Source organism: Halorubrum coriense DSM 10284 (assembly GCF_000337035.1).
Classification (GTDB): Archaea; Halobacteriota; Halobacteria; order Halobacteriales; family Haloferacaceae; genus Halorubrum; species Halorubrum coriense.
The window spans coordinates 135,498-159,422 of the sequence record NZ_AOJL01000062.1; the positions used below are offsets into that span (position 1 = coordinate 135,498).

Annotated in this window: 24 protein-coding genes; 19 read left to right on the top strand and 5 right to left on the bottom strand. The window is 63.3% G+C overall.

Annotation, left to right across the window (positions count from 1 at the left end):
* Positions 1–40 precede the first annotated feature (40 nt).
* The 4 genes from C464_RS16430 to C464_RS16445 are packed head-to-tail and all read left to right on the top strand — an operon-like array spanning position 41 to position 3,969.
* Entirely contained in the window at positions 41–1,183 is a 1,143-nt protein-coding gene (locus C464_RS16430) for an extracellular solute-binding protein (protein WP_049911335.1), read from the top strand.
* A gap of 3 nt (positions 1,184–1,186) precedes the next feature.
* Positions 1,187–2,110, top strand: coding sequence for an ABC transporter permease (locus tag C464_RS16435; protein ID WP_049911337.1), 924 nt, complete (start codon positions 1,187–1,189; stop codon positions 2,108–2,110).
* Positions 2,110–2,940, top strand: coding sequence for an ABC transporter permease (locus C464_RS16440; RefSeq protein ID WP_006114913.1), 831 nt, complete (start codon positions 2,110–2,112; stop codon positions 2,938–2,940). The genes C464_RS16435 and C464_RS16440 overlap by 1 nt, the downstream gene beginning before the upstream one ends.
* A gap of 3 nt (positions 2,941–2,943) precedes the next feature.
* Entirely contained in the window at positions 2,944–3,969 is a 1,026-nt protein-coding gene (locus C464_RS16445; RefSeq protein ID WP_006114914.1) for an ABC transporter ATP-binding protein, read from the top strand.
* A gap of 114 nt (positions 3,970–4,083) precedes the next feature.
* Here C464_RS16445 and C464_RS17925 read toward each other — a convergent pair whose 3' ends face one another.
* Positions 4,084–4,503: a DUF5518 domain-containing protein gene (locus C464_RS17925; protein WP_080510493.1), complete on the bottom strand. Its 420-nt coding sequence runs from the start codon at positions 4,501–4,503 to the stop codon at positions 4,084–4,086.
* A 659-nt stretch (positions 4,504–5,162) separates the two neighbouring features.
* On the opposite strand from C464_RS17925, the gene C464_RS19895 reads away from it, so the two are divergent.
* The gene (locus tag C464_RS19895; RefSeq protein ID WP_049911339.1) at positions 5,163–5,912 is read left to right on the top strand and encodes a CbiX/SirB N-terminal domain-containing protein; all 750 of its coding nucleotides are present in this window, start codon (positions 5,163–5,165) and stop codon (positions 5,910–5,912) included.
* Between the two features lie 69 nt (positions 5,913–5,981).
* On the opposite strand, the gene C464_RS16455 is transcribed toward C464_RS19895, so the two are convergent.
* The 3 genes from C464_RS16455 to cobN are packed head-to-tail and all read right to left on the bottom strand — an operon-like array spanning position 5,982 to position 11,387.
* Positions 5,982–6,764: a cobalt-precorrin-7 (C(5))-methyltransferase gene (locus C464_RS16455; RefSeq protein WP_006114916.1), complete on the bottom strand. Its 783-nt coding sequence runs from the start codon at positions 6,762–6,764 to the stop codon at positions 5,982–5,984.
* Complete coding sequence (locus C464_RS16460; protein ID WP_006114917.1) at positions 6,761–7,465, bottom strand: precorrin-8X methylmutase; 705 nt, start codon at positions 7,463–7,465, stop codon at positions 6,761–6,763. The genes C464_RS16455 and C464_RS16460 overlap by 4 nt, the downstream gene beginning before the upstream one ends.
* Positions 7,455–11,387 carry a cobaltochelatase subunit CobN gene (gene cobN, locus C464_RS16465; protein ID WP_006114918.1) on the bottom strand — a complete coding sequence of 1,311 codons (3,933 nt, stop codon included), beginning with the start codon at positions 11,385–11,387 and terminating at the stop codon, positions 7,455–7,457. The genes C464_RS16460 and cobN overlap by 11 nt, the downstream gene beginning before the upstream one ends.
* A 33-nt stretch (positions 11,388–11,420) precedes the next feature.
* Here cobN and C464_RS16470 point away from each other — a divergent pair, with 33 nt between their 5' ends.
* From C464_RS16470 to C464_RS16485, 4 genes are read left to right on the top strand one after another with little or no spacing between them, the layout of a single operon-like run.
* A complete protein-coding gene (locus C464_RS16470; RefSeq protein ID WP_080510494.1) occupies positions 11,421–13,616 on the top strand; it encodes a VWA domain-containing protein in 2,196 nt (731 codons plus the stop codon).
* 56 nt (positions 13,617–13,672) lie between these two features.
* Entirely contained in the window at positions 13,673–13,861 is a 189-nt protein-coding gene (locus C464_RS16475; protein ID WP_006114920.1) for a CbtB domain-containing protein, read from the top strand.
* The gene (locus C464_RS16480; protein ID WP_006114921.1) at positions 13,861–14,580 is read left to right on the top strand and encodes a CbtA family protein; all 720 of its coding nucleotides are present in this window, start codon (positions 13,861–13,863) and stop codon (positions 14,578–14,580) included. The genes C464_RS16475 and C464_RS16480 overlap by 1 nt, the downstream gene beginning before the upstream one ends.
* Positions 14,580–14,927 (top strand): (2Fe-2S) ferredoxin domain-containing protein, encoded by a 348-nt coding sequence (locus tag C464_RS16485; RefSeq protein WP_006114922.1) that lies wholly within the window; start codon positions 14,580–14,582, stop codon positions 14,925–14,927. Before C464_RS16480 ends, C464_RS16485 begins: the two co-directional genes overlap by 1 nt.
* Before the next feature lie 16 nt (positions 14,928–14,943).
* On the opposite strand, the gene C464_RS16490 is transcribed toward C464_RS16485, so the two are convergent.
* On the bottom strand, positions 14,944–15,747 hold the full coding sequence (locus tag C464_RS16490; RefSeq protein WP_049911341.1) for a DUF7839 domain-containing protein: 804 nt from the start codon (positions 15,745–15,747) through the stop codon (positions 14,944–14,946).
* A gap of 150 nt (positions 15,748–15,897) precedes the next feature.
* On the opposite strand from C464_RS16490, the gene cbiT reads away from it, so the two are divergent.
* Genes cbiT through C464_RS16540 form a run of 10 tightly spaced genes read left to right on the top strand, consistent with a single transcriptional unit; the run spans position 15,898 to position 23,756 of the window.
* Complete coding sequence (gene cbiT / locus C464_RS16495; RefSeq protein WP_049911343.1) at positions 15,898–16,467, top strand: precorrin-6Y C5,15-methyltransferase (decarboxylating) subunit CbiT; 570 nt, start codon at positions 15,898–15,900, stop codon at positions 16,465–16,467.
* A complete protein-coding gene (locus C464_RS16500; protein ID WP_006114925.1) occupies positions 16,464–17,207 on the top strand; it encodes a cobalt-factor II C(20)-methyltransferase in 744 nt (247 codons plus the stop codon). Before cbiT ends, C464_RS16500 begins: the two co-directional genes overlap by 4 nt.
* Positions 17,200–18,132: a cobalt-precorrin-4/precorrin-4 C(11)-methyltransferase gene (locus tag C464_RS16505; RefSeq protein WP_006114926.1), complete on the top strand. Its 933-nt coding sequence runs from the start codon at positions 17,200–17,202 to the stop codon at positions 18,130–18,132. The genes C464_RS16500 and C464_RS16505 overlap by 8 nt, the downstream gene beginning before the upstream one ends.
* A complete protein-coding gene (gene cbiG / locus C464_RS16510) occupies positions 18,132–19,136 on the top strand; it encodes a cobalt-precorrin 5A hydrolase (RefSeq protein ID WP_006114927.1) in 1,005 nt (334 codons plus the stop codon). The genes C464_RS16505 and cbiG overlap by 1 nt, the downstream gene beginning before the upstream one ends.
* A complete protein-coding gene (locus C464_RS16515) occupies positions 19,133–20,083 on the top strand; it encodes a precorrin-3B C(17)-methyltransferase (RefSeq protein WP_006114928.1) in 951 nt (316 codons plus the stop codon). The genes cbiG and C464_RS16515 overlap by 4 nt, the downstream gene beginning before the upstream one ends.
* Positions 20,084–20,085: 2 nt before the next feature.
* Entirely contained in the window at positions 20,086–21,129 is a 1,044-nt protein-coding gene (gene cobJ / locus C464_RS16520; protein ID WP_193366023.1) for a precorrin-3B C(17)-methyltransferase, read from the top strand.
* The gene (locus C464_RS16525; RefSeq protein ID WP_006114930.1) at positions 21,119–21,430 is read left to right on the top strand and encodes a ferredoxin; all 312 of its coding nucleotides are present in this window, start codon (positions 21,119–21,121) and stop codon (positions 21,428–21,430) included. The genes cobJ and C464_RS16525 overlap by 11 nt, the downstream gene beginning before the upstream one ends.
* Positions 21,427–22,140 carry a hypothetical protein gene (locus tag C464_RS16530; RefSeq protein ID WP_006114931.1) on the top strand — a complete coding sequence of 238 codons (714 nt, stop codon included), beginning with the start codon at positions 21,427–21,429 and terminating at the stop codon, positions 22,138–22,140. Before C464_RS16525 ends, C464_RS16530 begins: the two co-directional genes overlap by 4 nt.
* A complete protein-coding gene (locus C464_RS16535) occupies positions 22,137–23,354 on the top strand; it encodes a CbiX/SirB N-terminal domain-containing protein (protein WP_006114932.1) in 1,218 nt (405 codons plus the stop codon). The genes C464_RS16530 and C464_RS16535 overlap by 4 nt, the downstream gene beginning before the upstream one ends.
* 24 nt (positions 23,355–23,378) lie before the next feature.
* Positions 23,379–23,756, top strand: coding sequence for a DUF3209 family protein (locus tag C464_RS16540; protein ID WP_006114933.1), 378 nt, complete (start codon positions 23,379–23,381; stop codon positions 23,754–23,756).
* The last annotated feature ends 169 nt before the right edge of the window (positions 23,757–23,925 follow it).

Genomic DNA, 23,925 nt, shown 5'->3' on the forward strand with positions numbered 1-23,925 from the left:
ATACCAGCGCATTTAATATTCTGTTCATACACCTAACATGATGTCGAAAGGTCATTCGACGAGGCGGCGTCAGGTCCTCGTAGGAAGTGGAGCGGTACTGGGCAGTACACTCGCAGGGTGCCTTGGCGGTGGCGACGGCAACAGCGGTGGATCTGAGGAGTATGAGGTTGGCCATGGTGACTTTCAGGCCACAATCAGCGCCTCAGAATTCCCGAGTGAAGAGCAGTTGTATATCTATTGTGTTCAATCGGGCTGGATGAACTGGCCATCGGTCATGGAGGCATTCAATGACCAGTACGGTGTTGAGCTGAACGACAACGACCGGTCGTCAGGTGAAGCACTTCAGGACGCGCGTTCAAACGCCCAGAACCCGACACATTCTGCGTTTAATGGTGGCTACAGCTACGCGCTCCAGGCGATGAATGATGGGCTTACACAGGCCTACAAACCGGAGAACTGGGATAAAGTGCCTGACGCAGCGAAAACACAAGATGGGCACTGTACTGGAACGCGAAAGGTGACAACGGCACTCACCTATCGAAAGGATCTCTTTGAGGAGCGCGGGCTTGATGAACCTGAGACGTGGGAGGATCTGCTCCACCCCGATATCATGCAAGATCTCGCGCTTCAGACCCCACAGGCTGCGGTCGGGCTCGCTGCGGCGTTGTCGATCAACAATGCTCGGGGTGGTTCATTAGGTGATGTTCAGCCGGTTGTTGACTACTACAACGAGATCCAAGAGGGTGGCGCGGAGTTCACCGATAATTTTCTTGCGCAGTTTTCGCGTGGTGAGTACGGATCGTTCATCCGCTATGACTACTCGGGTCTCGATTTGAAGTACAACAATGACGACCTCGCCGAAGAGAACGTCGGCGTCGCTCTGCTTGGCGGCGAGAATGGAAAGGCTGGCGCATTTAATGCGTTGTACGGGTACGCGCTATTAGCGAACGCACCAAACCCGGAGGCGGCAAAATTATTCATGGACTATGTCCTCTCAATTGAGGGACAACAGCATTTCACCGACGCATACGTCCGCCCGATCCGCGCACCAGAGATGGATCTTCCTGATGAGTTCCCGCCGCAGAGCCGGTATGACGAGACCGAGTTTACTATCGATCAACAAACACTCGTTGAGCAACAAGAGGATATCATCCAAAAGATCACGCGCGGCGCTGGGCTGTAAGCGATGGCAACTGATATGGAGTCTGTCAGTGCGGGGTTGTCTCGGCGCCTCCCTGATACCCTTTCAGCGATTTTTTGGCCACAATCCGAACAGGAGCGTGAGCGCCGTCGTATCGTCGGCTTGTGTCTGCCGTTTTTATCACTACTGCTGTTTTCAGGAGTCGTTCCACTAGCCGAGATGGCCCGCATTAGCTTCTCAGAAGCACGGCTTGTCACGGAAGGGTTCACTCTTGAGTACTACGAGCAGTTGATCGTCGACCCCTATTACCGAACGATTGCGATCAACACGCTGTGGTTTGGGTTAGCCACCACAATTGTCTCGATTACTATTGCCGTGCCAGTCGCTCATGCGCTTGCGAAATACGACCTACGGGGCGAATCGCTCATTCTTACAGTGCTGTCATTTCCGAACAGCCTCCCCGGTATTGTTGCGGCGTTTATGATCATTGTCTTGTTCGGGAACACAGGCCTCATTACGAACATCGTTGCTGCGTTCTCAGGCCGGTCGCCCATTGATCTCGCTATTGCGACCAGCGTTGGTGGATTATTTTTCGCTTATCTGTACTCGATGATTCCGCGCGCGCTGTTGTTACTCCGTGGGACGTACGCAGAAGTCAATACTGACGCTGAAGAAGCCGCGCGAAGCCTTGGTGCAACCCCGCTCCAGACGTTCCGGTACGTCACACTGCCACAGATTAAACCCGGCCTAATCGGAGCGTTCGTCCTCGTTTTTCGGACCGCACTGGCCATCTTCGGGACAATCCTCATTCTGAAGAGCCTTCTTGTGTGGACGCTCCAGATTGACAGAGAGATTGCTCAAGGGTTCAATATCGCACAGGCGTCAGCGATGGCGACTATTTGGTTCGGCTTCGTATTCTTGTTTACTCTGCTTGCGTTGCGATACACGAGCGCCGAGGTGAGTCTCTAATGGCGACATACGACACTGGAAGCCTCTCGGCGCGGTTCGGCCGCCAGTTTGTCAAGCTCATCTTGGTGACAACAGTCATCTTTCTGTCCTTGCCCGTCTTGTTGACATTCGTCAGCTCGTTTGCTGCGCAGTGGGTCGGACCGCTGCCTAGCGGCTTTCTCACGTTCACTAACTGGGGAGATGTCATTGGCGGCACGGGTGTCGGTGCTGATGTCTCTGTCGGCTCGTCGCTGTTGTACAGTGCTGGGCTTGCTGTGGCTGGCGTCGTAATAAACATCTGTGTCGGCGTGCCAATCGCCTACGCAGTCGCCCGCTACGACTTCTGGGGGCGAAGCTGGGTTAACGTGTTCGCGATCCTCCCGCTGGCTCCAGGAATTATCTTGGGGATCGCGTTTCTCCGCGCGTACCCGGACCTTTCAACATCCGGGATCGCACTGGTGATCGGCTACTCACTACTCAAAGCCCCGTACATGGTGATGGCCGTTCAATCTAGTTTCCAATCAATGGAGCTCCGGCGGATCGAAGAGAGCTCACGCTCGTTAGGCGCCTCTTGGTTGCGGACATTTCTGACAGTAATCGTCCCCAATGCGAAAGAAGGGATCGTCGCCGGCTCAATCATCTGTTGGACACTCGCTGCTGCGGAGTTTAATTTCTCGTATATCGTGTATTCACGTGGAACGCCACCGCTGTCGATCTTCCTCTATAACAACATCACGAACGCGTCGTTTCTTAATGCCGCAGCGGCAGTCTCAGTGTTTTTCTTGTTAATCGCACTCGTGACCATCGCGCTCCAGTTGGTCGGTAACCAAGCTGCCGTACGGAGGCTCTAGCCCATGGCAACCATTACACTCGAGACACTCACAAAACAGTTTGATTCAACCACGGCTGTCGATGCGGTGTCGCTTACAATCAACGACGGCGAGGTGCTGGGGATTGTGGGGCCGTCAGGCTGTGGCAAGACCACCACACTACGTCTCATCGCCGGCTTCGAGACGGCCACCGAGGGAACAATCCAGTACGATGATGAGGATATGACACACGTCCCCCCGGAGAATCGGAACGTTGGACTGGTGTTTCAGGGCTATGCGCTGTTTAACAATATGACCGTCCGACAGAATGTCACCTTCGGGCCGAAGATGCACGGCGTCAGAAAACAAGAACGCCGTGAGCGGGCCAACGAACTGCTTGAGTTATTAGACATTAGAGAGTTGGCTGACCGTGCCCCACAGACGCTTTCAGGGGGACAGCAACAGCGGGTTGGCCTCGCACGGGCGCTTGCGATCGAGCCCCGAATTCTCTTGTTGGACGAACCGATGACTGGTCTCGACGCACAACTCAAACGGTCGCTCCGCCGGGAACTCGGCGAACTATTAGATGAGCTTGATGTGACAACGCTGTATGTCACTCACGATCAGGAGCAGGCAATGGCCATGTGTGACCGTATCGCTGTCATGAACGACGGTCATGTCGAGCAAGTTAGCACTCCAGCAGACATCTACGAATCACCAGCTAACGAGTTCGTTGCCAACTTCATCGGGACCACAAACATCGTGGCTACTAATACATTAGCCGGCGCGGTTGACACAGAGACAGCCCCAGATCAAGGCTCAACGCAAAATGGACACCGACAACTTGCGGTCCGACCAGACGACTTTGTCGTTGGATCAGGACCAATTGAGGCACAAATCGCGAATCTGTTCTATCTCGGCGAGCAAGTTCAGTTAATCGTCACTACTGGTGACGGAACAGAACTTACTGTCCATTGCGACCGGTTTGATGCCGACGGTCTCTCTGTTGGTGATCAGATCACTATGGACGTTGAGACAAGCCGAATCCACGCGGTGAACGAGACTCAGTAAGATCAAGAGTGTTCTTAGCGATTCAGCGCTGTCAAAATCTGCCAGACCGAGCACGAAGTACGTGTTGTCCAGAGAGTACGGGTGTCATAGGAGGAATAACTTAATCTCGGTTTGTCATGCTGCTTGATCGACTCCAGAGTCGGCGACAGTGTTTGCCACCCAGCCACCGATCCGGCCAAAAATTAGACCGAACACCGGTGTGAAACTCAGAACCATCACGATAGCAATAGCGAAGAACACGCTCGTATTGAGAGACCACACCACAGTCGTGCCTTCTCTGATCAGAAATACAGCAACTGCAGTGGCTCCGCCTAGAAACCCAGCGCGGAGTCCAGCAGCACTCGGCTCTACCGAGCGACGAGTTGCGATGGCTCCTGCGATAAGTGCTCCAACAATCATCACTCCTCCACCGACAGTCGCCTCGGAGTTTGGAAGCCAATTTAGAATGACTGTGGCAGGGAGTGCGGCTAGTGCTCCAAGGATCGCAACGCGCCAGACCTGCGGAATTCGACGGGTTCGGGCATTTGCGAGCATACGTCGTGTTTGGGAACTGGATATAAAGTCCATTTCCCGTGTTGCTGGCTCTGAAGACGATACAGTGGAGGTGTTTGTTGCGCGGACGTGGTGAAAGTGTGCGGAATGCGCTGGTGTCGATGGATACAGGTCTTTCGTCTGCTCCGCTCATGCCGATTCCTTTCCGTACAAGGATTTATCGACGCTCTCAGACACGTCTGATTCGCCCGATGCGTCTAGGTTGGACCCCCAGAGCGAATCTTCCGGGGTAACGCGTTGTGCGGGCCCTTATCTAGCTGTTTTAGCAGACCTTCTGTACATTCAGCAGTGAGAACTTGCCACGCTCGGTCGTAGTGTGGGACGTGCCGGCATCGGGTCCGTCATCCCTGTCGCTGATGACCCTTCGAGTGGCTGGAACATCACGCGTAGCAAAGCTTGGACAAAATGGGAGGCATCAACGAGCGGCCTAGCGATCCCACCACCCACCCGGGCGCGCCACTCTTGTGACCGTCTGTTTGGGTTCGCATCTAGACGCGGAATATCGGGCAAAGTCGATCCTCCGCACAATCTAGAAGCGAACTCGTTGCCATCTCCAACGAGGCACGTGGATAAGTTATTTACCTGAAGCCCGATATCTGTATGGCAAGTCCAGTTGTAGTAGGACAAAATAATTTGTTCACATGCCACGAGAAACAATCGTCCTCGTCGGGCGGAATGAGGTACAATCCGTCGCGGAGCAACACGCCGACCGATTACGGAACGCTGGTATCGTTGACACGGTCACCACTGCAACGTATGAGTTAGAACCAGAGTCGGAACTCATAGAGACACTATCGGACGTTCGTGGAGACCAGATTTATGCGGTTCCGATGTGCTTTGCACACACTCACGAGACGCTGAAAGACATTCCCAGAGCCTTGAAGCGACTTTCCGGTGAGGTACAATATTGCGACCCAATCGGGAAGCACCAAGCTGTGACCGAAGCGATTAGGAGCCGAGCAGTTGCGGCGAGCGACGCCAACGCACTCGTGCTCGTTGCCCTGGGGAACAGTCGTGACAGCCACGCGAGAACGGCTGCTACGTCCCATGCGGCCCGTCTACGGGCCAGTTTCGACGAAGTTCGGACCACATATCTTCTCCAAAGTCCGGCCGTCGAATGCGCGCGGTACACGCTCAAGGCCGATCATGCGGTGGCGTGTCCACTATTCGTCAGCGAGTGCGAGGCGACACGGGACCGAATTCCCGAACAGCTCGAGTTACATCGCGGCGGTATCGACTACGCCGAGCCGTTCGGGGCGCACGATGCTGTCACCGACGCGATCGCTGTCGCGGTCAAGCGTGCTCGAGCGAACTCCAAGCCCTCGACGCCGAGTCCCGATCTCGTTGCTGACGCCGACCCCGTGGCCACGGACGGGCGCGGACGGGATTGATGCGCCTCATAGTTTTTTCTCATCCTCGGGATCGATCGCGAGCGGGGTTGGTTCCCCTAAAACAGTTTGCTAGCGGCGAACGATCAACACTGACAGGTCCGAAAACGGCGAGTCAGCGGGCTCATCACCGCCTTCGTGTCCGGCAAGATCGCGAAGCGTCGTTCGGGTAATCTGTTCGTCGTCGTGGGTAAGTCGCTCACAGACGAGCGCGTCTGCTCCTGGAGCGCCACCGTGCTTGAGCAGATCGGCGGCGATGTCGCCGGGCATCCAATCGAAGGGACGAGGTAACACGAGCAAGTGGCGCTCGCCAACATCGCGACGAAGCCGATTGATACCATCATCGAGATCGCCGCTCTTGTGTAGCGTGACGAAGGTCGCGTCCTCCATCGGGGTCCGTGACCGACTGGCTGCTATCTGTAGCGACGAGATCCCAGGGATAACATGTACGTCGATTGATTCTCCAGCCGCGTCGTCGACCGCTCGCTCGACCTTCCCGACAAACTGATAGCCAGAGTGGTTCGGATCGCCCATCAGGACCGCAGTGCCCCGCTCCCCGCGAGCCACACGGTCGGCGAACGTCGTCAGCGCCTCCGTCTCGTCGCGGTATCCGCACGTCAGACACTCTGCGTCGGTGCGGTCGCGGACGAACTCGACGACCGTCTCAAACCCTACGACCACGTCGGCCTCTCGAATCGCGCGCTCTGCTCGCGGCACGAGATACTCGGGGTTGCCCGGCCCGATTCCGACCGCGTGGACGCTCGCCGCCGAGCCGGTCGTGCGGTCGGGCTCCGGCCGCGCCGCGGCGTACGCCGCTGGGTCCGGACCCGAATCGAGGTCGTAGCTGTCCGTCACGGGCGCTCACCTCGGAGGGTCGCAAGCGACGTCTCGTTGTTCCGGACGTCGCTCGCGGCGTGGACCAACTCGTTCGTGAGGCCGGCGGCCAGCCCGGAGCCGCCGCGTCGACCGACGTTCGTGACCGCGGGCACGCCGTGCGCCGCGGCGACCTCCCGGATCCGCTTCCGGCTCTCCGTGGCCTTCACGAACCCGACCGGCGTCGCGACGACGACCGCCGGCCGTGTTCCCTGTTCGATACAGTCGGCGAGCGCAAGCGCGGCTGTCGGCGCGTTACCGACGACGGCTATCGCGTCGTCGTAGACACCGCGCTCGTCGAGTTCAAGTACGCTCGCCGCGGTGCGGGTCATGCCGGTCTCTGCGGCGAGGTCCGCGCCGTTGCCGATCGCCTTTCTAACCTCACAGTTGTGACCGCGTCCCGTCACTCCGGACTTAACCATCGTGATGTCGGTCACGATCGGTCGCTCGTCAAGCACGGCTTCGGCTCCGGCCGCGACCGGGGCGTTCGCGAACCGCATCAGGTGCGCGAATTCGGGATCGCCGGTGGCGTGAACCGCCTTCGCGCACAGCCGGTCGGCCGGCGTCTCCTGCGGCACGATCTCGTGGACGCGGTCCATGCTCGTCTCGGCGATGGCCATCGCGTCCTCAGTCGTCGCACCGAGGTCGGCGTACGCGTCAGTCTCTCCCTCCTCAGTCGTCATCACCGGTCACCTCCATCGGGTCCCGCGACGCGCGCTCCTCGATGTCGCCGTCGACGGTGAGGTTACGGTCTTGCAGCTCCCTGACGGTGTCCTCGTCGGCGTCCCAGAGCCCGCGGTCGATCGCCTCCAGCAGGGTATCCGTGATCGACTCCAGCGCCCACGGGTTGACATCACGCATCCAGTCGGCGCGATCGTTGTCGAGGGCGTACTTCTCTGCCACGTCACTCCAGAGTCGGTCAGAGACGACGCCGGTCGTCGCGTCCCATCCGAGCGCCACGTCGACCGTCTTCGAGAGGTCGCCCGCGCCCTTGTAGCCGTGTTCCTCCATCGAGTCGAGCCAGTCGGGATTGAGAACTCGCGCGCGCATGGCCTTCCGGACCTTCTCCTCGTTCGTGTAGACATCGACGTTGTCCGGGTCAGAGGAATCGCCCACGTACGACGCCGGTTCCTCGCCGGCCACCTCGGTGACGGCGGTGATGAACCCTCCGTGGAACGCGTACCAGTCGGAAGAGTCGAACTCATCCTGTTCCATCGTGTCCTCGATCTTCACCGTCGCCTCGACGCTCCCCAGACGCCGCTCGAACGCGTCGTGCGCCGCGGAGGCGGTGCCGCGGGAGCCGAGGGCGTAGCCGCCCCACTGTACGTACACCTCCGCTAGGTCTGCGGCGTCGTCCCAGTTCCCCTCGTCGACGGCCTTGTTGGTTCCCGCGCCGTAGCCGCCGGGACGCGTCGTGAACACGCGGTGTCTCGCGGCCGCCTCAGGATCGTCGTGGCCGTCGGCGTCCAGCGCCTCGGCCTCCTCCTCGACATGTTTCTTCACGTAGTTCATCTCGTGCGGCTCGTCGAGATCGACCACCGCGTCGACCGCGTCGTGAATGACACTCGCCGCCTGCGGAAACGCGTCCCTGAAGAGGCCGGAGACGCGGGTCGTGGCGTCGATTCGGGGGCGGTCCAGCTCGTCGAGCGGGATCGGATCTACGTCGTCTATCCGCCCCGCGTCGGTCCAGACGGGTTCGACGCCCATCGTGGCGAGCACCTGCGCGATTGTCTCACCGCGAGTCCGAACGGTCGGCGTCCCCCACGCGACGACGCCAATCTCTTCAGGATATTCGCCCTCCTCGTCATGATGGCGGGCGAGCGTGTCGGCAGCGATCTCGCGGCCGACATCCCACGCGGCCTTGGCAGGTACCTTCCGCGGGTCGAGGGTGTAGAAGTTCCGCCCGGTCGGAAGCAGGTCGACGCCCCCGCGAGTGGGTGCGCCGGAGCCGCCCGGCGAGACGTACTCGCCGGCCAGCGCGTCGGCCGTGCGCGGGATCTCCGCTTCGGCACCACGAACGCGAGGCGCCGCTTCCTCAGCGATGAACTGAAGCGCGTCCCGGAGCTCGTCGTGGGCGCCCCCCCGAACGCGAGCGTCGCCCAGCGGGTCGATACCGACGATCAGCAGGTTGATCGTCGTCTCGTCGTCCGCGTCGGCGTCTGATTCCGACTCGGGCACGTCGAAGCCGTGGGCGGCCAGCGTCCGGACAAGCTCTTTGCTCGTTTCGTACACCTCGTCGGCGGCCTCCCCGTATGTCATGCCCAGCGTCTCGTCGTACTCGCCGGGGGCGTCGAGCATTCGCTCATAATCGACGCCGAGCACGCCGGCGACCGACTTCCGGAGGCTCGGCCCGCCGGGGTTCTCCAGGCGGGTGAGCGCGACGAGGTACTCCACCAGGCGGTCGTCGACGGGCGGCTCGCCCATCGTGTGGAGGCCCAACCGAATCTGGGTGTTCTTCACGTCGGTCAGGTACGCGTGGATCCGCTCAACGAGCTCCTTGACGGGCACCTCGTCGCCTTCGATGTCCCCCTCTGCGAGCGTCGTTCCGGCCGCGTCCGGCCCGCGAACGTCTGCTTGTTCGTCGACGTCGCCCGCGATCCCGAGCTCAACGGCGAGATCGAGGTCGTCGACCGTCTCGCGGATGAGAGCTTCGAGTCCGGCTCCCTCGTCGGTGCGGACCTCGGTGCCGCCGGCCTCGCGGTACCGCCGGGCGAGATCCTCCAGCTCGGTCAGCTCGTCGTAGCTGCCGGCGCGACGCATCACCGGGGTCAGGTAGTCCACGACGGCGGCGTACGAGCGGCGCTTCGCCTGGGTCCCCTCGCCGGGGTTGTTCACGATGTACGGGTAGACGTTCGGGAGGTCGTCGATCAGCCCGTCCGGGGCCGAACCAGAGCCGAGCCCGACCGTCTTGCCCGGCAACCACTCCAACGAGCCGTGGGTGCCGAGGTGGACGACGGCGTCGGCGTCGAACTCGTTCCGGAGCCACCCGTAGAAGGCGACGTAGTCGTGTGGCGGCCACAGATCGGAGTCGTGGTACACCTTCTCCGGGTCCATGCCGAACCCGCGCGGCGGTTGGACGGTGACGAGGACGTTCCCGAACTCGACGCCCGGGATCGCGAACGGTCGGTCGGGTGGGTCGCCCCACTCGTCGAGGACGCCGTCACGGAACCGGTCGCTTGCCGCGTTGAACCACTCGGCGTACCGCGTCGGCGACACCGTGTCGACGCTGCGGTCGCGCACGTCGCCCGGCGCGACCCACCGGTCGTCGAGCGTGAGCTGGCCGGTGAGGACGTCGATTAGTTCCTCGCCGTCGGCGATCGGGCCGGCTGTCGTCCCGGCGCTCGCGGCCCCGTCGACTCCGGGTTTCGACCCGAGGTCGTACCCGCGACCGTCGAGTTCATCCAGCAGGTTGACGGTCGATTCGGGTGAGTCGAGACCGAATGCGGTCCCGATCCCGTCATCGCTCGGTGGGTAGTTGTGTAGTACGACCGCGATTTTCTTCTCGTCGTTCGGCGTGTGTCTGAGCCTCGCCCAGTTGACCGCGAGCCGTGCGGCGTGGTCGACGCGGTCCTCGATCGGGAAGTGCTGCTTGGGCGCGGAGCCGATGCCCGCGCTGTCGTCTGTGCGCTCTTTCCCCGAGATCGGGTGGGTGATGACGTTCCCGTCGAACTCGGGGAGCGCGACAGAGAGCGCGAGCTCGAAGCCCATCACGCCGGTGTCGCTCGACTCGTACCGGGAGCGCGAACGCATCGTCGTCACGGTCTGGATCACCGGGACGCCGAGTTCGTCGAGGAACACGCCCTCTGCGTCGGCGCCCTCGTCGGCCGCGTCGCGCCCGCGCTCGCTCATCGACAGCGAGAACATGAACGACGAGAGGACGGCATCGACGACCGGCTCGTCTCGACCGTCGGTGAAGTAGTTCGTGGCCGTCCACTTCGCGTCCTCTTGATTCGCCTCGTCGCTGACCGGATTACAGAACACGGGCAGCACGTTCGCCCCGAGGGCTTCCAGTCGGCGGACCTGCGCGTCGACGTACCGGACGTTCTCGTGCGTCCAGTGCGACTCGTAGAACCAGACGCCGACCGTCGGTGCGTCCGTGTCGAATGTCGCGATCAGCTCCTCGTAGTCTTCGCCGGGGTAATCGGGGTGGTAGACGCCCTCCGTCGGGAGTTCGATCGGATCGTCGATCTCACCCGCGACTTCGCCGTCACCGTACTCCCGAGCGAGGAATCGCATCCCGTTCGAGATGTTGACCGTCCCCCCGTAGTCGAGGTACTCGGAGACAGTCGCCCGATCGGTCGGTGCAACGGTGGTGTCCTCCAGCGCGAAGGCGTCGCCCGTCGCTTTGACGACGAGCGGTACGTCAGCGTCGCGGAGCTCATCGACCGCGAACTCGTACGCCGGCATGCTGTCTTGTCCGCCGTGGAGCCAGAGGACGACCGCCGCCGCGTCTCTGAGCTCGTCCACGAAAGACGCCACGTCGCGCTGCTCGTCGAGGTCGCTTTCAGACCGAACGACGAGATCGATACCCGAGAGTTGCCCTGCGGCCGTCTGGACTGCTCCCAGCTCGTTCTCCGTCGCGGTGTAGAGGCCGATTTTTGTCACAAGATATTAAACCTCCTCTGTAATAACACAATTATGGTTGATTTGGGGACAAACAAAAAAGTTTCCACCCCCCTGCCGGCGGTCGTCGGCCAAGCGGATCTCAAGCGAGTGCTTCTCGCGTTAGCGGTCGAACCGAGTCTCAGCGGCGCCCTCCTCAGGGGAGAAAAGGGGACTGCCAAATCGACGTCTGTCAGGGCGCTGACGGACCTGTTGCCCGAACAGACGGTCGTCGCCGATTGCCCGTACGGCTGTCCGCCAACGGACGCAACCGGGACTACCGCCGACTATTCTGCGAGCGACCAGTGTGCGTCATGCTGCGATCGCGAGGATCCGCCAGTGGAAACGAGACCGGCCCCGCTCGTGACGCTCCCGCTCGGGGCGACCCGCGACCGAGTGGTAGGGACGCTCTCCGTCTCCGACGCGCTCAACGGCGACGCCGAGTTCGACCCGGGACTGCTCGCCCGCGCCAACCGCGGCGTCCTCTACGTCGACGAGGTCAACCTGCTTCCGGACCATCTGATCGACGTGCTGCTGGACGCCGCCGCGATGGGGACGAACCGGGTGGAGCGCGATGGCGTCAGCGTCACACACCCGGCCGACTTCACGCTGATCGGGACGATGAACCCGGAAGAAGGGGAGCTTCGACCCCAGCTGCGCGACCGCTTCGACCTCTGCGTCGACGTCACGGGGAGCGACGAGATCGACGATCGCGTCGAAATTCTGGACAGGGTCGTTACCGAGGACGACAGTGGTCGGGACCTACGCGCGGAGTTCGCGGCGGAGACGACGGCCCTCCGGGAGCGAGTACACGAAGCGCGTGACCGCCGACCCGTGATTCCCGAAGAGTTCAAACGCGACATCGCCGAACTCTGCCGCGACGCCGGCGTCGACGGCCACCGGGCCGATTTCGCCGCCGCTCGCGGGGCCCGGGCGTTCGCGGCACTCGACGGGCGGCCAAAGGTGATCGAGTCTGACGTGGCGGACGCCGCCGAGTACGCGCTGAGCCATCGGTTACAGAGCCGCCCCTTCGACGAGGCGGCTGACCCGGAGGAGGTGGTTGACGATCACTTCGGTGACGACCCTGCCGAGGGCGACCGCGGTCCAGAGGGTGACACCGACCAGGTGGAAGACGTCGGGGAGAGTAATACCAAGGACCCCGATCCGGACGAGGCCGACCCGAACAAGAATGACCCGGATGAGGCCGACACGGACGGGAGCGGTCCGGACGAGAATGATCCCGACAGGAGCGACTCAGACGGGAGCGGCTCGGATCGAGCGGCGGACACCGAGGGCTCCGACCGCGATCGGTCCGACGCTCCCGCTGGCTCCGGCTCAGGGGACGCCGACGACGCCGATCGATCGCCGAGTGACGCGGGGGCCGTAGACCACGGCGACAGAGCGGACGAGGAGGCGCCCGACTCAGACGGCGACGACGACTTCGCACCGATCCCCCCCGGAGGCGCTCGCGCGGGAATCGCCGACGCAACGGCTCCAGAAGTCCCGTCGCCCGGGAGTCGCAGTGACGCGACGGGTGAGGGCGACGGGCGACACGCGGCGGCGCCGTCTCCTGAAGGTCGCGGGCCGACAGTGCGAACGGAACGCGCAGCGGGGACAGAGTCCATGGATCCGGTAGCAACCGTCCGGGCGGCGGCGCGGAACGGCCGATCACGACCGGCCAGTACCGACCTCCGACAGGCGGTTCGAGCGGAAGACGCCGATACGCTCACGGTGTTCGTCGCGGACGCCAGCGCGTCGATGGCGCCCGCGATGCGCGCCGCGAAGGGCGTAGCGTTGGAACTGTTACGCGACGCGTACACCGAGCGAGACGAGGTGGCGCTGGTCTCGTTCGGCGGCGACGGGGCCGAGGTGCTCCTCCCGCCGACGACGAGCGTCTCGCTGGCCGCGCGTCAGTTGAAGGAGCTCCCGACGGCGGATCGGACGCCGCTCCCGGACGGTCTGAACAAAGCCGCGACGCTTATCGAGCAGAAAGAACCGGCCGCAGCGACAGTCGTACTCGTCTCTGACGGTCGCGCGAACGTCGCGAGGGGCAGTCCGACGACTGCGACCCGGCAGGCGGCCGAACGGGTCGCGGAAACGGATGCGTCGGTTCTCGTCGTCGACGCGGGTGAGTCGAGGGCCGGCGTCCTCGACATCGTGTGCGAGACGACAGACGGGAGGCGGACCCCGCTCACCGCGCTCTCACCGGAGTCGGTGATCGGGGACCACTAGCATTTCCGAGGAGCGTAAGTTTTACAATCTAACTTTACTTTCTCCAAATTGGATTTATGTCGACGAATACCGACACCGTTGCCGACCGGTTCGCTACGGCAGGGGCACAGATCGATCCGATAACTGCACTTACCGCTCTGGCGCTCGTCGCGGCGCTGGGGTTCACGCTCTTGTTCTTACAGGAACCACTCGCCCACGACGCGTTACACGACTTCAGACACGGGGCCGGGATCATCTGCCACTGATGATCGATCGGCTCCGCTCCGGCGTTGCAGCCGGAGCTATCGCCGGGCTGGCGTACGGGCTGTTCACGTGGCTGGTCGTCTCCCCGGTTGTCCGCCATCTAGAGCACCTCGCGTCTCACGGCGGCGATCACGGACACGACGCAGCCCACACCGTGGGCGAAACCACGACGGCGGTCGTCAGCGCCGGCGGCGGCGTCCTGTGGGGAATCCTGTTGGGGGCCGCGTTCGGAGTCGCGTATCACTTGTTCGAGCCGGGGCTTCCTAGCGGAACACTAAGACCGTACGTCCTCGCAGGGGCCGGATTCCTGGCGGTCTCCGTCTCCCCGTGGACCGTTCTTCCGCCGGCTACGCCAGGCATGGAACCGCTGTACGGGTCGACGCTTCGCGTTCCGCTCTACCTCGGCCTAGTCGTTGTCGGTGGTATCGTCGCGGCGACGAGCATCTTCGGGTACACCCGCATGAGTCGCACTCGCGGTCGTGGCGTCGGTGTGTTCGTCGCGTTGCTTCCGCTGGTAGCGCTCGGACTTCTCTCGATCATCGCTCCGCCGACACTGACCGGCGGCGCTTCCGCCGGGCTATCGGCCGCGTTCCGATGGCTCGTCGGCTTCTCGCAGGCCGGCCTCTGGGGGCTGATCGCCGTCGTCTTTCGCCGTTTCGACCGACGGGTCGATCGGCGTGGCACAAATTCGCCGACAGCGACCGCGAGGGGAACCGACTGATGGAACGACGGACGGAACAGATGCACGAGCGCGGGGTGAGCGCGACCGTGTTCGTCTGTACCAATGAACGAACGGAGTACGCCGCCTGTGCCGCCGTCGACGGCGGCGATATCGCTGACTGCGTCCGCGACTGGCTTCGCGAACGCGACCGCTACTGGTCGGAAGTCGCCGTCGCGGAGACATCCTGCCTCGGGATGTGTAGCGAAGACGGTGTCGCCGTCGTCGTCCAACCGCACGACGAGTGGTTCGCGGAGGTAACGGTGGACGACGTGCCGACACTCATGACCAAGTTGTTCGGCGCCGCCGAAGACGATACTACCGCGACGGAACCGACGACGACCGGCTGAAAAACCCGCAGAGAAGCTAGAACGCGTCCGAATCGAGCACCCGGTGAGGCACGTTCCTATCCCGGAGCTTGGAGGTGTGTCGCGGGATCTCGTCGGTCACCGCGACCAAGAGAACGTCGAGGCCGAGCATCCCTGCCTCGGCGACGCCCTCTGCGGTCCCGAATCTAATGTCCGGGTCGACGTCGCTCTGAGAAACGAGCGAATAAGCCTCCGTCCCGGCGACCGCAACGAGTCCCTCGTCCGGAACGTGTGTCGAGACCATGTCTGGACTCAAGCGGTCGTCATCGGTGACAGTCGGGACGGGCAATACCGACACGTTGCCTGTGTCGTAGTCCACGACGCCCTCGAAGTCGGCGACACCAACGGCCTCGCCTTCTTTGGCGCTCGTGACGGTAACCGCGGTCGCGGTCCCACCGGCAGGGTTGGCGTGGAGCACGCCGTCTCGCATCACCAGTCCGACCTCCGTTCCTTCTGCTACGTTGTTGAGCGCGATAGCAGCGTCAACCTCAACGCTCCCAAGCACGTCGGAGTTCACGTGGTCAAGATACGCCTCCAAATCATCAGTCCGAGAAATGAGCCAATCGACCCCCTCCTTCGTCACTTCGTACCGGCCGCGACCACCCTTCTCAACGTAGCCGGACTCAACTAGATCGCGAACGTAATCACTAACAGCCTGCGAGGTCACGCCGATCGTCTCCGCAATTTCGCTTTGACTCACGGCCGGCTGGCGGGAAGCGATTTCCACGAGCACTTGATAGCGCGTGGCGCTTCGCTTGTTCTCGAGGACGTCCGGCGATCCTCCACTCGTTGAGTCATCCATCACAGGACTTTCAGATGCCATAGATAAAGTCTTGTTGTCTATTTTACGGTGTACTTGTGCTGAAAGCGGTTCTCAGACGCACTTTGTAAATTGGAATTTACTTATTACAACCAAAATTGTTTTGTGGTGCGATTCACTTGTGCGTAGTGAATGCAGGCGACAAAGCTACCGAACGATGCGAAAGCGGGGCCGACCAAGCCCGAGGTCCGTGCGGTGTTGGCGCGAAAGCTCGCGCTCGGTCCCGACGACCACTTCGTTGAGGTCGGCTCTTGTACCGGCGCGGTAACGATCGAGGCCGCTCGACGCGCGGGGCGGGTGACAGCACTCGAACGGAGAGGGGAACGGCTCGAAGCCACTCGAGCGAACCTCGCCGCGAACGAGTACGACGCCGACGTACAGCTCATCAACGCCGAGGCGCCGGAACAGCTTCCGGAGGACGGTGACGTGGTTTTCCTCGGCGGATCGCGAAACTACGAGTGCGTTCTCGACGCCGCTGTCGCCGCCGGCTACGATCGGATCGTTATGAACGTCTCCCGTCTCGAGGTCGCGGGAGAGGCGGCTCGGGCGTTCCGCGACCGCGACCTCCTCGACGAAGTGCTCTGCCTCCAGATGGCGACCGGTTACGACCTCGCGGGCGCGACGAGCTTCGACGCCGACAACCCGGTGTACATGCTCGTCGGCGAGCCGGGCTCTAACAACGATCTGGGTGGCACCGCATGACCCTGTACGGCGTTGGACTCGGTCCCGGCGCTTCCGACCTGATCTCCGTTCGCGGCCGGGAGATCCTCGACGGCGTCGACGTGGTGTACTCTCCGGGTCGACTCTCGCGTGCGGTCGCAACCGAACACGTTCCAGAGAGCCGGATCGGGGACCTCGATTTCCCGATGACGAGCGACGAGGACCGGCTGCGCGAGGCGTGGAAGGAGGCTGCGGCCGAGATCGCCCCCGAAGCGCGCGACGGCGACGTCGCGTTCGTTACGCTCGGCGACCCGAACGTGTACTCCACGTTCGGACACCTCAGACGGACGCTCGATGCGTTCCATCCCGACATCGGCGTGGAGATCGTACCTGGGATCAGCGCGATGACGGCGTTCGCGACGGCGCTCGACGTCGAGGTGGAAGCCGGCGCCGGACTCGCGCTCCGCGAGGCCGCCGGCGGGCGCGCGCCCACCGGGCCCGACAGGATGGTCCTATTCAAAGTGACTGACGCCCCCGAGACGGCCCGCAAACTCGACCAGGCGGGATACGACGTGCGGTTCGGGCGGCGGCTGTTCATGGAAGCGGGCGAGACGGTCGTCACCGCAGACGCAGAAAGGGTCGCGGACCGCGACTACTACACGCTCGCGTACGCCGAGCGACGCGGCCTCGAGACGTCGCGGGCGACCGACGAATTCGCGGCCGACGCGGACGCGAACAGCCGCGTCTCCGCGACCGCTGACCCGGAGGTGAGCGATGACTGACGAACCGGTTGATTCGCAGGCGGTCATCAACGCCGTCGGCGACCGGACAGCAGACGACCTCGACCCGCGAGTCCACGAGTACACCGCGGGCGAAGGTCAAGAGGGAATTCCGTTTATCGGTGCCGGGCCAGGCGATCCCGGTCTCCTCACCGTGCGTGGCAAGGAACTGGTCGACGACGCCGACCTCGTCGTCCACGCCGGGTCGCTGGTCTCTAGCGCGCTCTTAGAGGAACACTGCGCGGACGCGGAACTGGTGAACTCCGTAGGGAAGGATCTTGAAGAGCTGATCCCGCTGATGCGAGACGCCCACAAGAGCGGACGCACCGTTGTCAGACTCCACAGCGGTGACCCCGCGGTGTACGGCGCCGCACTCGAGCAGATCGATGCGCTCGAACGCGAGGGCGTCCCGGCGTACATCGTCCCCGGTGTCACGTCGTCATTCGCGGCGGCGGCGACGCTGCGCACCCAACTCACGCTGAACGGCGTGGCGAACCACGTTGCGTTCACGCGTCCGCGCGGAAAAACGCTTGATGCCGAGGACGACCACGTCGCCGAATTTGTCGAGATGGGGGACGTGACGACCTGTATCTACCTCGGCACCCACGCGGTGAGCGACACAATGGACCGCCTGCTTGACCGTGACGGTGTCGACCCGGAGACGCCGGTCGCGGTCGTCTATCACGCCTCGTGGGACGACGAGGACGTGATCACCGGATCGATCGCCGACATCGGCGAGAAGGTAGAGTCGGCCGGCTACCGTGCGTCCGCGATGGTCCTCATCGGCGAGGCCGCGACGGGTGCGGGGTACGAGCGGTCGTTCCTCTACGGCGACTGGGCGAACAGCGGAGCAACGGACGCGGCAAGCGGCGAACCGGACGACGCAGCGGACGCCGCGGAGACGACCGAAACGGAGGCTGACGACTGATGAGCACCGACAGCGATGACGGGACGAACGCGAGTAGCACCGACACGACCGACGACTCCGGCGGGGGGCACTGTTCGACTGCGGACTCGGACGGCGAAGTGGCGGAGGAGATAGCAGTCATCAGCTTCGAGCGAAAGCTCGACACCGCCACAGAGATCGTCGAGGGGATCGGCGACCGCTACGAGTCAATCGACGTGATCGAGTACCACGGCGATGTGTTCGCCGAGCATTGGGGCGAGTACGACTGCTTCGTCGGACTGATGGCCTCTGGAATCGCCATGCGGAAGACCGCGCCGCTGCTCGACGACAAGTGGGACGACCCCGCGATCGTCGTGGTCGACGAGGAGCTCACGTGGGCGATCCCGATCACCGGCGGTCACCACGGCGCTAATCAAGTGGCGGATGACCTCGCGACGCTCGGCGCCGTGCCGGCGATGACCACCGCTTCGGAGGCGGCGGACAAACAGGGCGTCGAGAAGCAGGCGAAGGCACTGTCCTCACACGTCGTTAACGGCGATTCCACGGTCGCGACGAACTTGGCCGTCCTTGACGACGAACTCGGCCCGGTCGAACGGCTCGACGGGCCGCGGGCGGTGGTAGTCGACGACGACGTGACGGTCCTCAAACGAAACCTCAACGACGGGATTGTGCTCGGCACAGGCTCCGTCTCGGGTGCGGACGAAGACCGGTTCCTTGGCGCGTGGGACCGCGCCCTCGACGAGCTCGACCGCGACTGGGCTGACGTCGAGTTCGTCGCCACCGCGACGCGAAAAGCCGATGAAGAGGGGCTTCTCTCCGCGGCGGCGACGCGTGACGTTGGCGTCGTCGCGTTCGACAAGGAGACCCTGCTTGAGTTTGAGGGACCGACGCCCTCGAAGGCGAAAGAACTCATCGGCTGGCCAGGTGTTGCTGAGGCGAGCGCTATCGCCGGCGGCGCCGACCACGAACTCGTCACAGAGAAGACCAGATACGAAAACGAAGTGACCGTGGCGGTGGGGCAATGACCGGGAACGGCTCGGTGCCCGGCGGTGCGGACGACGCGCCGAACGACATGGGAACGCTGTACGTCGTCGGTATCGGTCCGGGACTCCCGCACGCGATGACGCAGCGTGCCCGCGACGTGATACGCCACGCCGACTGCGTGATCGCGTCGAACCTCTACCAAGAGTTCCTCCGTCGGGACGGGACTATTCCCCCCGAATCGCAGATAGAGGACGCCGCCGCCACAGACGGCGGTGCCGCGGTCAACACGGCCGACTCGACCGACAACGCTGGCTGGACGGCCGGAAACATCGGCACCCATCCCGACGGCGAGACCGTCGAGATCGTACGGTCCTCGATGGGGCAGCAGATCGAACTCGCCCGTGAGGCGTTCGAGCGCGTCCGCGCCGGACAGGACGTGGCACACGTCTCTGGCGGCGATCCCAACGTGTACGGGAAGTCCGACCTCGTCTACCTGATGGCCGACGAGGACGACGCCGACGACGTCCCGATCGAGATCGTGCCCGGCGTGACGGCCGCGCTCGGCGGGGCCGCGATGGTCGGCGCGCCGCTCTCGAACGACTTCTGTACGATCTCATTATCAGACAAGTGGCGCGGATGGGAGGAGATCGCGGAGAAGCTCCGTGCCGCCGCAGTGTCGGGGTTCACAATCGTCCTCTACAACTGCTGGCGCGACTACGAGCGCGCGATCGAGGTGCTCCGGGAACATCGCACCGACGACGCCTCGGTCGCGATCGTCAACGACGCCGGTCGGGGTGAGGCCGGCCGCAACCTCGACGACGAGACGTACACGCTGACGACGCTGGGCGAGGCGACCGACCACGGCGACGAGGTCGGCGGCATGGGTACGTCCCTGATCGTCGGCACCCACGAGACGGAAGTCTGGGAGAACGACTACGACCGGTTCCTCGTCACCCCACGTGGCGGGCGAGATGTCGATGACTTCTGATAATGAGTGACACAACCTGCGGATCGACGGACGAATCGAGCTCTAATTGTGGCGGCAACGATCCCGAGACAGCAATTGACGACAACGCGGCGAGCGATGGGGGCTGCGCAGCGAACGACGCGGCCACCGATGGCGGAGCAGCGACGGAGAACAAGAATGCGTCGTCGCCGTCGTGCGGCGCGAGCGACTCCAGCGGCTCCTCCTCGTGCGGTACATCGAAATCGGCGGCGACGGACGAGAAGGTCGGATCGACTGCTGACGACTTCGACGCGGACCCGGGGCGGCTGTTCGCCGTCGGACTCGGTCCCGGGCAACCGGAGGGGATGACTCAACGCGCCCGGGCGACGCTGCTGGAGGCGGAACACATCGTCGGGTACACGACGTACATCGACCTGATTCCGGACGACGTCACCGAGGCCGCCGACGAGCTGTACGACACGCCGATGTGCGGCGAGGTCTCCCGGACCGAAGAAGCGGTCGACCGGGCGCTCGCGGGTAACGACGTCGCCATCGTCGGCTCCGGTGACCCGAACGTGTACGCGCTCGGTGGGCTCGCCCTTGAGATCATCGAGTCGAAGGGCGCGACGGCCTCGGCGCTCGACTTCGAGGTCGTCCCCGGCGTCCCGGCCGCGCAGTCGTGTGCCGCTCGCGTCGGCGCGCCGCTCGTCAACGACTCGGTGTCGATCTCGCTGTCGGACCACCTCACGCCGATGGCGGACATCGAGTCGCGACTCCACGCGGTCGCGGCCGAGGGATTCACGATCGCGATATACAACCCGTGGAGTCGGAAGCGACGCGAGAACTTCGAGACAGCCTGCGAGATCCTCTTGGAACACCGGCCGGCCGACACGCCGGTGGGCGTCGTCCATGGTGCCGGGCGCGACGACGAGGCCGTCGAAATCGTCGAACTCGGCGAACTGAAGTCCCTCGGCGAGACCGACCTTATCGACATGACGACCACCCTGCTCGTCGGCAACGAGGAGACGTACGTCTGGGACGGCCAGATGATCACCCCGCGCGGCTACGAGAGCAAGTATGACTACTGAGCGGGTGGACGCCAAGCAAGGGGAAGCCAAGCGTGTCGACACCGAGGCGACGTACCGCGTTTCCGTCGATCTAAGCGCCTGCGACGGCGTTTTCGCCTGCCTCGTCCGTGACGACCGATTCGTCGAGGCAGACGGCGGGCTCGTCGGCTTCGACCCCGCAGACGCTGTGGCCCCGATCGAACGCACCGCCGACGAGGTTGCCGCAACGTTTCGTGACGAGCGTATCGACGAGGCGCAGGCGGCCGCGGCGGCCTGTCCGCTGGACGCGATTACCGTCGAGGAACACGAGGGGAAGACATGAGCGCCGCCGAGACGACGCCGGACGATATGCTCGCTCGACACCCGGAGATAGCGTACTTCTGGGGCCACGTCGCGGGCGGCGGCCAAGTGACCGAGAAAGGGATTGAGATCGAAGTCGCGGACGAAGACGCCGCACGCCGGCTGTCCGCGATCGCTGGCGGCGGGACGGTCGATCATCGAATCGCCGAACGCGACTTCGCACACGACACGGCAGTCACCCGCCAGGCCGACGAGTACACAGTTCAGATCATCGATCCGACGCTGGCTGCGAACGCCGCCGCGGCGCTCGGATTGCCGGTGGGATCGGACCGCGGCGGGTATCGGTTCGACGCCCTCCGTGACCACCGTCGAGAGCTGCTTCGCGGGCTGTTGGAGGCGTGCGGCGTCGTCTGCTTCCGCGAGTCGAGCGCCGCGGTCGGCATCTCGTTCGTCCACGATGACGCTCGACTGCTAGAGCGGATCCGAACGACGCTCGACGCGACGGGATTTGACGCCGAGGAACCGCAACCGTCGTCGTCGGGTGGCCACTGGTTCGGTGTCGCGGACACCGACACGACCGCCTTCGCCGAGTGGGTCTACGAGGGGGCCGGCGATAGCGGGCTGTTCGCGACGAACCGTCGCCGAAAGACGCTCCGAAGCGTCGAGCGGGCCGCGGGTCTCGATGTCGGAAGCCTCATCGAACCGACCGACACAGACGGAGGAGACTCATGAGCCGGGCGGCAGATGCCGTCGGAATCGGTGACGAAGAGACCGCGCTGCTCGTCGGCCACGGCTCTCGTCGCGACAAGTCGAACGAGGCGGTACGCGAGCTCGCGGCTGGTCTTGAGGACCGTCTCGGCGTTTCGACCGACGCCGCCTTCCTCGAACTCGCGGAACCGTCAATCCCCGAAGCCATCGGCACACTCGCGCACAGTTCGTCACGGATAACGATGGTGCCGTTGTCGCTTTTCGCGGCCAGTCACGTCAAAAACGACCTCCCACTCGCTGTTGAGCGAGCGCGGAGTGAACACCCGGGCGTTACCTTTCACGCGGGCGCGCACCTCGGTATCCATCCGGCGATACTCGATCTCCTCGACGACCGAGCGCGGGATGTGGAGGCGGAGCTAGGCGTCGGCCGCGATGAAGATGATGTCGCCGTCGTGGTTTGTGCCCGCGGCTCGTCGGACCCGGACTCAAACGCCGACGTACACAAACTCGCCAGGCTCCTGTACGAGGGCCGCTCGTTCAATCGGGTGGAAGCCGGGTTCATCGGTGTCACCGAACCGCTCCTCGACAAGGTGCTCCACGACGTCGCGAAGACGCGACCGGACGCGATCGTCGTGTTGCCGTACATGCTCGGTGACGGCGTCTTGACTGGTCGAATCCGCGACGGGGCCGCAGAGTTCGACGCGGGGTACCCCTACGTCGACGCCGCGGCCGGCGACCCGCTCGGAACGGACACCCGACTGCTGGACGTTCTCTCAGACCGGTGGCAGGAGGCGCGGACCGACTCGGTCGACATGTCGTGTGACACGTGTAAGTACAAAGTCGAACTCGACGGGTACGAAGAAGACGAGGGCGGGGCACGCGCGATGCTCCGTGCACTGACCCACCAGCAGGCACACGAAGACCGCGACGATGTCGCCGACGAACCGCACGCCCACGATGCTCCCGAGACACACCTCGCCGTCTGTACGAATCAGACCTGCGCGGCGGACGGCTCTCCCGCCGTTCTGGAAAACCTTCGTCAGGCCGCCCGAGACGCCGACATGGACGTACACGTCACGCGCTCGTCGTGTTTCGATCAGTGCGGCGACGGCCCGATCGTCGCGCAGTATCCCGATGGGGTATGGTACGGCAACTGCGACGACGAAGACGCCGACCGAATTGTCTCCGCCGTCGAGCGGGAACGAATCGTTAGCGACCTTGTTCACCAAACGCTATAATGTACAAGCAGACTTCGACCCACGATGAGCTGTGACGAAATTGAGGCCCTGCGGCTCGGGCTTATGAACACCCTCGGAACCTCGGATGACGCCGTTCGACGCCACGCAGAGCAGGAACTCGGCGATAAACTGAACGAAGATACACCGATCGCCGCGCTCGCGGGAGCCGAATCCGTAGCTGAACTCCAACGCCATCTCGACGCTACACTCGTCGGCTTGGAGGAAGAAGTGGCAACCCTCGACTCGGACGATCCAGAATACGCGTACACTCGAGGCCGCCTCGTGGCCGTTCGAGACGCCGAGAGATCGCTGGCTCGACTCGCCGACGCGGGCGAGTCGTTCCTCGACGACCTCGGGGATTCCCATCACACGCTTCACGAGGTGTTCCCTACCGAGGAGTGAATTTACTGGAGAGAATTATACGGCAGATACCTTCACTCAAACTACATTCCGATCGGTCACCGGTGACCCCGCGCCATCCTAGAGATGTAGGATCTCAACAGCGCTTTACCGATGGGACCTTCTTCGTCTCACACGGTCGAACTTGACGGCAAGGGTATGCTTGACCGAG